This is a genomic window from Microbacterium sp., assembly GCF_030149085.1.
In the GTDB taxonomy this organism is placed as follows: Bacteria; Actinomycetota; Actinomycetes; order Actinomycetales; family Microbacteriaceae; genus Microbacterium.
The window spans coordinates 1-9,104 of sequence record NZ_JASBSF010000110.1; the positions used below are offsets into that span (position 1 = coordinate 1).

General features: G+C 67.1%; 7 protein-coding genes. 5 read left to right on the forward strand and 2 right to left on the reverse strand.

The annotated features are described in order from the left end of the window. The 4 genes from Q1V87_RS04595 to holA all read left to right on the forward strand — a co-directional run. On the forward strand, nucleotides 1-1,878 hold a 1,878-nt coding region (locus Q1V87_RS04595), incomplete at its 5' end, for a class I tRNA ligase family protein (protein ID WP_300591038.1). Nucleotides 1,879-1,971: 93 nt separating this feature from the next. Further along, on the forward strand, nucleotides 1,972-2,550 hold the full coding sequence (locus Q1V87_RS04600) for a helix-hairpin-helix domain-containing protein (RefSeq protein ID WP_300591039.1): 579 nt from the start codon (nucleotides 1,972-1,974) through the stop codon (nucleotides 2,548-2,550). 51 nt (nucleotides 2,551-2,601) lie between these two features. Continuing rightward, nucleotides 2,602-4,950: a ComEC/Rec2 family competence protein gene (locus Q1V87_RS04605; RefSeq protein WP_300591040.1), complete on the forward strand. Its 2,349-nt coding sequence runs from the start codon at nucleotides 2,602-2,604 to the stop codon at nucleotides 4,948-4,950. 9 nt (nucleotides 4,951-4,959) lie between these two features. Next, nucleotides 4,960-5,988 carry a DNA polymerase III subunit delta gene (holA, locus tag Q1V87_RS04610; RefSeq protein ID WP_300591041.1) on the forward strand — a complete coding sequence of 343 codons (1,029 nt, stop codon included), beginning with the start codon at nucleotides 4,960-4,962 and terminating at the stop codon, nucleotides 5,986-5,988. 57 nt (nucleotides 5,989-6,045) lie between these two features. Here holA and rpsT read toward each other — a convergent pair whose 3' ends face one another. Together rpsT and Q1V87_RS04620 are read right to left on the reverse strand one after the other, a co-directional pair. Continuing rightward, on the reverse strand, nucleotides 6,046-6,306 hold the full coding sequence (gene rpsT / locus Q1V87_RS04615) for a 30S ribosomal protein S20 (RefSeq protein WP_300591042.1): 261 nt from the start codon (nucleotides 6,304-6,306) through the stop codon (nucleotides 6,046-6,048). A gap of 107 nt (nucleotides 6,307-6,413) precedes the next feature. Beyond that, entirely contained in the window at nucleotides 6,414-7,139 is a 726-nt protein-coding gene (locus Q1V87_RS04620; protein WP_300591043.1) for an alpha/beta hydrolase, read from the reverse strand. Between the two features lie 75 nt (nucleotides 7,140-7,214). On the opposite strand from Q1V87_RS04620, the gene lepA reads away from it, so the two are divergent. Beyond that, nucleotides 7,215-9,050 carry a translation elongation factor 4 gene (lepA, locus tag Q1V87_RS04625; RefSeq protein WP_300591044.1) on the forward strand — a complete coding sequence of 612 codons (1,836 nt, stop codon included), beginning with the start codon at nucleotides 7,215-7,217 and terminating at the stop codon, nucleotides 9,048-9,050. Nucleotides 9,051-9,104 lie beyond the last annotated feature (54 nt).

The window sequence follows — 9,104 nt, forward strand, 5'->3', positions numbered from 1 at the left end:
ATGCAGCGCAACTGGATCGGCCGTTCGGTGGGCGCAGACATCGACTTCGAGATCGAGGGTCGTGCCGAGAAGGTCACGGTCTTCTCGACCCGCCCCGACACGCTGTACGGCGCAACCTTCATGGTTGTCGCTCCCGACAGCGATCTGGCTGCGGAACTGGCATCCGGCTCAACGCCCGAGGTACGGATGCGGTTCCAGGACTACCTCGAGACCGTGCAGAAGCAGACCGAGATCGAGCGTCAGAACACGGATCGCCCCAAGACCGGCGTGTTCTTGGACCGCTACGCGATCAACCCGATCAACGGTGAGCGTCTGCCGATCTGGGCCGCCGACTACGTGTTGGCCGACTACGGCCACGGCGCGGTCATGGCGGTTCCGGCACACGATCAGCGTGACCTCGACTTCGCGCGCGAGTTCGGTCTCCCCATCCGTGTTGTGGTCGACACGACGGCACCTGCCACCGGCGCGATTCCGGTCATCGCTGACGACCGGCCGCTGTCGGAGGATGCCGATGACATCGAATCGATCGATCCCGCGAAGACGGGTGTGGCGCTCACCGGTGAGGGGCGTCTGATCAACTCCGGGTCGCTGGATGGGCTGAGTAAGCGCAATGCCATCACGCGGATCACCGAGGAGCTGGAAGCTGCCGGAACCGGTCGCGCGTCAAAGTCCTATCGGCTGCGCGACTGGCTCATTTCTCGCCAGCGCTTCTGGGGAACGCCGATCCCGATGGTGCACACCGAGGACGGTCGGATCGTGCCGGTGCCCGAGGATGAGCTGCCCGTGCGGCTTCCCGACGCTCACGGCCTCGACCTGGCACCCAAGGGCACGTCGCCGCTGGGCGCGGCATCCGAGTGGATGGCGACCACCGATCCCGAGACCGGTGCCGCGGCTCTCCGCGACCCCGACACGATGGACACCTTCGTCGACAGCTCGTGGTACTTCCTGCGATTCCTGTCTCCGGGCAACGGCTCGGTTGCCTTCGACCCGGCTGAGGCTCTGCGCTGGGCGCCGGTGGACTTTTACATCGGGGGCGTCGAGCACGCCATCTTGCACCTGCTCTACGCGCGGTTCATCACCAAGGTCCTCTTCGACATGGGACTTGTCGACTTCACCGAACCCTTCTCGAGCCTCATCAACCAGGGCATGGTCATTCTCGGCGGCACGAAGATGTCGAAGAGCAAGGGCAATCTCGTTCTCTTCCACGAGGAGCTCGCAACCCACGGTGCCGACGCGCTGCGCGTGGCTCTCGCCTTTGCGGGCCCCGTCGAGGACGACAAGGACTGGGCTGACGTTTCCACGACGGGTGCGCAGAAGTTCCTCTCGCGAGCGTGGCGCGTCGCGCAAGACGTCACGAGCGAACCGGATGTCGTGTGGGCTGAGGGTGATGTTGCGCTGCGCCGCATCACCCACCGCCTCTGGGCCGAAGCCCCGGGCCTGATCGAGCAGACGAAGTTCAACGTCGTCGTCGCTCGCCTGATGGAACTGGTCAACGCGATCCGGAAGACCATCGACACCGGTGCGGGACCCGCGGACCCCGCCGTCCGGGAAGCGGCCGAAGCCGTGGCGATGATTCTGGACCTGTTCGCCCCGCACACGGCAGAGGAGATGTGGGAAGCGCTCGGCTATGAGCCGTTCGTCGGACTGGTCGGGTGGCGTCAGGCTGATCCGACCCTGCTCGTCGAGGACACGGTCACGGCAGTTGTGCAGATCGACGGCAAGGTGCGTGCAACGCTCGAGGTCTCGGCCAAGATCGACGGTGCCGACCTGGAGGCTCTGGCTCGCGCAGACGAGCGGGTCGTTCGTTCGCTGGCCGGGCGCGACATCACCCGGGCCATCGTTCGCGCTCCCAAGGTCGTCAGCTTCAGCACGAACTGACGCCTTCCTCCCCACGGCAGGTTCGCGAGCGCTTCTGCACCGCCGAGGTCGACGCGTCGATCCCCGGTTGCGCCCTGCCTCTAGCGTCGCGGTGTGGGTGGGCTTGCGCGCGAGGATCGACGTCGCTGGGGCGTCGGTGCGGTCGTCATTCTCGCCCTCGGCGGCCTTGCGATCGCGGTGATCGTCGGGGTTGTTCGCGGTGCGGCATCCTCGCAGTCGATGACCCCGGCACCTGTCACGGTGGCGACGGCGTCCGCCTCGCTCTACGTTCACGTCTCGGGAGCGGTGAACGCGCCGGGGCTGTACGTGTTGCATCCCGAGGCGAGGGTCGTCGATGCCGTGGCTGCAGCAGGAGGATTCGCCGACGACGCTGAGGCTGCTGGAGTCAATCTCGCCCGACCCGTGTCCGACGGGGAACAGCTGATCGTGCCGAGGGTGGGGGAGGCACAGCCGGCGGGACCCGCGGGCGTCGCGGCCGACGGTCGGGTGAATCTGAACACTGCGGATGAGGGCGCGCTCGACACGCTGCCCGGCGTTGGACCCGCTATTGCCGGACGGATCATCGAGTGGCGGGAGGCAAACGGACGGTTCGCGAGCGTCGATGACCTGCTGTCGGTGTCGGGGATCGGACCCAAGATGCTCGAGTCCATTCGTGATCTCGTCACGGTGTGAGCGGGGCGTCGTGTGCTGAGCGGAGGGCGGCGCTGGCGTGCCGCGCGGCTCGTGCCGGCCGCGGTTGTGGCATGGGCGACGGCTTTCGTGCTGGTCAACGCACCTGCGCTCGCGCCGATGGCGGTCGTGGGCCTGGCGGTGGCTGGTGTCGGTGGGGGAGTTGTGCTTGCTGCGATCTCGCGACGGCCTGCGTCGACCGCGGCGTCGGAGGCTGGCGGCGTGTATCGGCGCTCCCTTGCGACGGCAGGCGTCTTGTCTGTTGTCGTTGTGGCGCTGGCGGCGGCAGCTGGGGTCGGCATCCATGTTGCGTTGGCCCAGCCTGGGCGGGATGCCGCGCTCGAAGCCTTCGGGAGCGGCTCGCGTGTGGTCGAGGTCGAGGCGATCGTTACCGGGAAAGTCGAGCCACGCGCTGGCGGCCAACGCGCGTTCGATGCCTCGATTCGACTCCTCGGAACCGATGGAGGTGCTCTCAACGGGTGGACTGACGCGGCAGTTCGTGTGTCGGGCGAGCAGGTCAGCAGCGGGCTGGATGTGGGCGCACGTGTACGGGTGAGTGGCACGAGCAGGCCAGCCTATCCGGGCGACCGGGCAGTCGTTCAGATCCTGGCGCACCAGACAGAGATCGTCGAACCGCCCACCGGCATCCTGCGCATCGCCGCCGACCTCCGGCAGTCGCTCGTACATGCCGCGGCGGGGCTTCCCGGCGGCGGGGGAGAACTTGTACCGGGGCTCGCGGTGGGCGACACGTCCGCGGTCAGTTCTCAGACGGATGCCGACATGAAGGCATCCTCGCTGTCCCACCTCACCGCGGTGTCGGGAGCCAACTGTGCGCTCGTCGTGGGGATCGCGTTTGTCGTTGCGGCTGGGCTGGGAGCGGGCCGCCGCGTGCGTGTGATTTCCGGTCTCGGTGCGCTCGTCGGGTTCGTCATTCTGGTCACGCCGGAGCCGAGTGTCGTTCGTGCCGCGATGATGGCCGGAATTGCCATGATCGCCGTTCTTCTGGGTCGCGCTGGCGCCGGTGTCGCCCTGCTGAGCGCAGCAGTCGTCCTGCTCCTGCTCTTCGACCCCTGGTTGGCGGGCTCCCTCGGGTTCGCGCTCTCCGTGGCCGCCACGGCGGCGCTTCTCACGCTCGCCCGTCCGCTCGCCTCGGGCCTGACACGTGTGATGCCCGCACCGCTGGCGCTTGCCCTCTCCGTCCCGCTCGCCGCGCAGCTGGCGTGCGGACCGCTATTGGTGCTCATCGATCCGTCGGTACCGCTGTGGGGAGTGCCGGCGAACCTGCTCGCAGCGCCCGCGGCCCCCGCAGCGACGGTGCTGGGTCTTGCCGCGTGCCTTGCCGCGCCGTTTCCCGTGCTCCAGAGCGGTCTGGCAGCACTCGCGTGGCTTCCGGCGGCGTGGATCGCCGGCATCGCGGATGTCGCGAGCGGGTTGCCCTTCGCGAGGATTCCCTGGGCGGATGGGCTTGTCGGTGCGCTCTCACTCGCTCTGGTGGGCGTACTCGTCACACTCGCGCTCGGCATACCCGGGCAGAATCGACGGTCCGCCCGCATCCGCCGCGGTTCGGCGCTCCTGCTCGCAGCTGTCGTCACGATCTTCACCTGCACCACGGTGGTCACCACGATCACGCAGAGATGGGGCATCCCCGGCGACTGGTCGATTCTCATGTGCGATGTGGGCCAGGGAGACGCGCTGCTCGTGCGTAGCGAGGGTGCGACGGCGCTCATCGATACGGGCCACGATCCCACGCTGATCAGCGCATGCCTCGACCGGGTCGGCATCACGCGCCTCGACCTGCTCGTGCTGACGCACTTCGACAAAGACCACGTGGGCGGCACCGAGGCGGTGATAGGTCGCGTCGGCACCGTACTGCACGGTTCGGCGGACGGAAGTGCCGACGAACGGCTCTTGGCAGATCTCGCGCAAGCTGGAGCGGAAGTGGTCTCGGCGCAGGAAGGCATGACGGGCACGCTCGGAGGCGCGCGATGGAGTGTGCTCTGGCCTCGCGCCACAGCGCTGTTTGCCCCGGGCAACGACTCGTCGGTGACGGTGAGCGTCGAAGGCGGTGGCGTGCCGCGGTCACTGTTCCTCGGCGATCTCTCCGCGGATCCGCAACGGATGCTGCGCGCGAGCATGCGTGGGGCCGTCGAGGTCGTCAAGGTGTCGCACCATGGCAGTGCTGACCAGGACCCGGGTCTGTACGAGCAGATCGCGCCGCGCATCGCGCTCATCGGTGTGGGAGCCGACAACACCTACGGGCACCCCACCGCAACGACATTGGCCATGCTGCAGGGCAGTGCCGTTGGGCGCACCGACCAGGATGGGATCGTCGCGGTCGTCGGGGAGGGCGAGACCCTCGCGCTGTGGCGCGAGCGCGCGGCGTCTGTCGTGGGCGGCGGATAGGCTTTCGGCATGGCCGCACCCCGTTGCTCGAGTTCTTCGAAGTCGGCGATCCGGCAGGTGCCGTGGCGGGATCCGCGTCCCGCGCCCATCGTGCTGGTGTCAGGTCCCGAAGACGTCTGTGCTGAACGCGCGATCGCGGGCCTGCGTGACTACGTGCGCGCCGAGGATCCGGCAGTGGAGGTGACCGACCTGCGCGCCGACGACTATGTCGCGGGAACGCTGCTGACCGTCACCTCGCCCTCCCTCTTCGGTGAGCCGCGCCTCGTGCGCGTGTTCGGGGTCGAGAAGGCATCCGACTCGTTCCTCACCGAAGCCCTTGCCTACCTCGAGGCGCCCCAGGAAGGCGCAACCGTCGTGCTTCGGCACACCGGCGCGAGTGTGCGAGGAAAGAAGCTGCTCGATGCGATTCGCAGCGGCGCGGCGGACGCCGTCGAGATCGCGTGCCCGGCGGTCAAACGGGATAGCGACCGGTACGACTTCGCCGCCGCCGAGTTCTCTTCTGCGAACAAGCGCATCGCGCCTGCCGCCCTCCGTGCCCTCGTCTCGGCGTTCTCCGACGATCTCACCGAGCTCGCCGCGGCGTGTCAGCAGCTCATCGCGGATGTCGATGGCGATGTCACGGAAGACATCGTTCGGCGGTATTACGGAGGGCGGGTCGAGACCACGGCCTTCGCGGTGGCCGACACTGCGATCGCGGGACGGTATGGCGAGGCGCTGATCACCCTGCGACACGCGTTGGCGAGCGGCGCCGACCCCGTGCCCCTCGTTGCGGCGATCGCATCCAAACTGCGCACCATGGCGCGCGTTGCCGGCCTGCGCGAGTCCTCCGCCGCGATTGCTGCTCGGATCGGCGTGAAGGACTGGCAGGTGGACCGGGCTCGTCGGGATCTCGCCGGCTGGAACGAGGAGTCCTTGGGTCGCGCCATTCAGGCGGCGGCACGAGCGGATGCCGAGGTCAAGGGTGCTTCACGAGACCCGATCTTCGCTCTTGAGCGACTCGTGACGGTTGTGGCAACGCGCAGCGAGTTCGGAAGCTGACGGTCGAAGAACGACAAAGCCCGCCCCGAAGGGCGGGCTTTGCATGAAGCGTGAGGCTCAGAGAGCCGCGACCTGCTTGGCGATCGCCGACTTGCGGTTCGCAGCCTGGTTGGCGTGGATGACGCCCTTGCTGACTGCCTTGTCGAGCTTCTTGGTCGCGGTGGCCAGAGCCTTCTCGGCGGCGGCCTTGTCGCCAGCGGCGACGGCCTCGCGGGTGCGACGCACCTCGGTCTTCAGCGCGCTCTTGACGGCCTTGTTGCGCTCGTGAGCCTTCTCGTTGGTCTTGTTGCGCTTGATCTGCGACTTGATGTTCGCCACGTGGAGACGTTCTTTCGTTCGAGTGATGGATGGACTGCCGGCGACGAGAGAGGGGCGTCCACCAGCGATCGTGAGGGTAAAACCCACACACAAGCCAATCAGCGAGTCTACCAGGTCTGTTCGATGGTCGTGAGCGCGAGGTTCAGGACCGCGTTGAACACTCGCGGTCGCATGGCCGTGACCAAGTGGCTCGTCCGCGGAACAACGATCAGTTCGGCATCCGGTGCGACCCGCGTGAACAGCCGCTCGTTGACCCGCAGCTGGTCAAACTGGCCGTTCACGAACCACAGTGGGACCTCGATCCGGCCGAGGGCCGACAGCAGGTCCAGCACCGACAAACTGCGAAGTGCCGTGTCTTGCGCGTCGAGCGCATAGCCCCCAGCGCCGAAGTCCGCCCGTGTCTCTGGTGGCAGCGTGGCATCCAGCACCCGTTCACTGAGCCACGCTCCGCGGTTCGGGAGCGAGTCGAACCCGCGGGCGAGAAGTCGATAGGTCTGCAGTGCGGCACCGCGCGGAATGGCCGTGCAGGATGCAGCAATGAAGCCCGCGATCGGAGGGGGATTCTCCTGGCCCGCGTACTCGATCGAGAGCAGACCTCCCATGGAGTGGGCCACCAGCAGCACCGTCCCGTGCTCGTCAGCCGCGCGACGGACAGCAGCGTCGATCGTTGCGAACGCACCGTCGAGCAAGAACGTCTCGTTCATCCGCGACCCGTGCCCGGGGAGGTCGACGGCTGTCACGGGGTTACCGCGTTCGGTCAGGTACTGCTCTTGCGCCCGCCACATCGTGCGGGAGGTGCGGATGCCGTGAACGAGAACCACCGCGACCGCCATGTCGGTAGAGTAGCCCGCCGTCGCCGTGAGGCAAGGGGGATGCGACAGTGCGCACGCCGGTAGAATCGTGCGGATATGTCCCCCCGTGCCTCTACGCCGCTGCAGCCGGCAGCTACGCCGCCCGCGCAGATCCGCAACTTCTGCATCATCGCGCACATCGACCACGGCAAGTCCACCCTGGCCGACCGCATGCTGCAGATCACGGGCGTCGTCTCTGATCGCGACATGCGTGCGCAGTACCTCGACCGCATGGACATCGAGCGCGAGCGCGGAATCACCATCAAGAGCCAGGCGGTGCGGATGCCCTGGCAGACGGATGCCGGCACCTTCGCCCTCAACATGATCGACACTCCTGGTCACGTGGACTTCACCTACGAGGTGTCGCGCTCGCTCGCGGCGTGCGAAGGCGCGGTCCTGCTCGTGGATGCCGCGCAGGGGATCGAAGCGCAGACGCTTGCGAATCTCTACCTGGCGCTCGAGAACGACCTGCACATCATCCCGGTGCTCAACAAGATCGATCTACCCGCCGCGGACCCCGAGAAGTACGCGGCTGAACTCGCGAGCCTCATCGGCGGCGATCCGGCCGATGTGCTGCGAGTCAGTGGCAAGACCGGGCAGGGCGTGGAGGAGCTTCTCGACAGAATCGTCGCTGAGATCCCAGCCCCCACCGGTGACGCTGACGCGCCGGCCCGCGCAATGATTTTCGACTCCGTCTACGACGCCTACCGCGGCGTCGTGACCTACGTGCGGATGGTGGACGGCAAGCTCGAACCGCGCGAGCGCATCCAGATGATGTCGACCCGGGCAACGCACGATCTTCTGGAGATCGGAGTCTCCAGTCCCGAACCGACCCCGACCAAGGGCCTCGGCGTCGGCGAAGTGGGGTATCTGATCACCGGCGTGAAGGACGTGCGCCAGTCGAAGGTCGGCGACACGATCACGAACCAGCGCAAGCCGGCATCCGATGCCCTTCCGGGCTACACCGACCCCAAGCCCATGGTCTTCTCGGGCATCTACCCGATCGACGGCAGCGATTACGCCGATCTGCGCGAAGCGCTCGACAAGCTCAAGCTCTCGGATGCCTCACTGCAGTACGAACCCGAGACCTCGGTTGCGCTGGGCTTCGGCTTCCGCTGCGGGTTCCTCGGGCTCCTGCACCTCGAGATCATCACCGAGCGCCTGTCCCGCGAGTTCGATCTCGACCTGATCACCACGGCGCCGTCGGTGACCTACACGGTCACGACCGACACCGGCGAAACCGTGACGGTCACCAACCCCAGCGAATACCCCGACGGCCGTGTCGCGGAGGTGTCGGAGCCGGTGGTGAAGGTCGGCATCCTGTTGCCCAAGGACTATGTGGGCACCGTCATGGAGCTGTGCCAGTCTCGCCGTGGATCGCTGCTGGGCATGGACTACCTGAGCGAAGACCGCGTCGAGCTGCGCTACAACATGCCGCTCGGTGAGATCGTCTTCGACTTCTTCGACCAGCTCAAGTCCAAGACGCAGGGCTACGCGAGCCTCGATTATGAGCCCGCCGGGTCCCAGACCGCCGACCTCGTGAAGGTCGACATCCTGCTGCAGGGCGAGAAGGTGGATGCCTTCAGCTCCATCGTCCACCGGGAGAAGGCATACGGGTACGGCACGATGATGACCGAGCGCCTGCGAAAGCTCATCCCGCGCCAGCAGTTTGAGGTGCCCATCCAGGCCGCCATCGGAGCGCGGATCATCGCCCGCGAGAACATCCGCGCGATCCGCAAGGACGTGCTCGCCAAGTGCTATGGCGGCGATATCACGCGCAAGCGCAAGCTCCTCGAGAAGCAGAAGGAGGGCAAGAAGCGGATGCGCCAGATCGGCGCGGTGGAGATCCCCCAGTCGGCCTTCATCGCCGCGCTCAGGATGGGCGAGGAGTAGGCGCGCGCTGGACTCCGCCGCCCGGACGACAGCAAGCGGGCCGGTCCGCCGCTG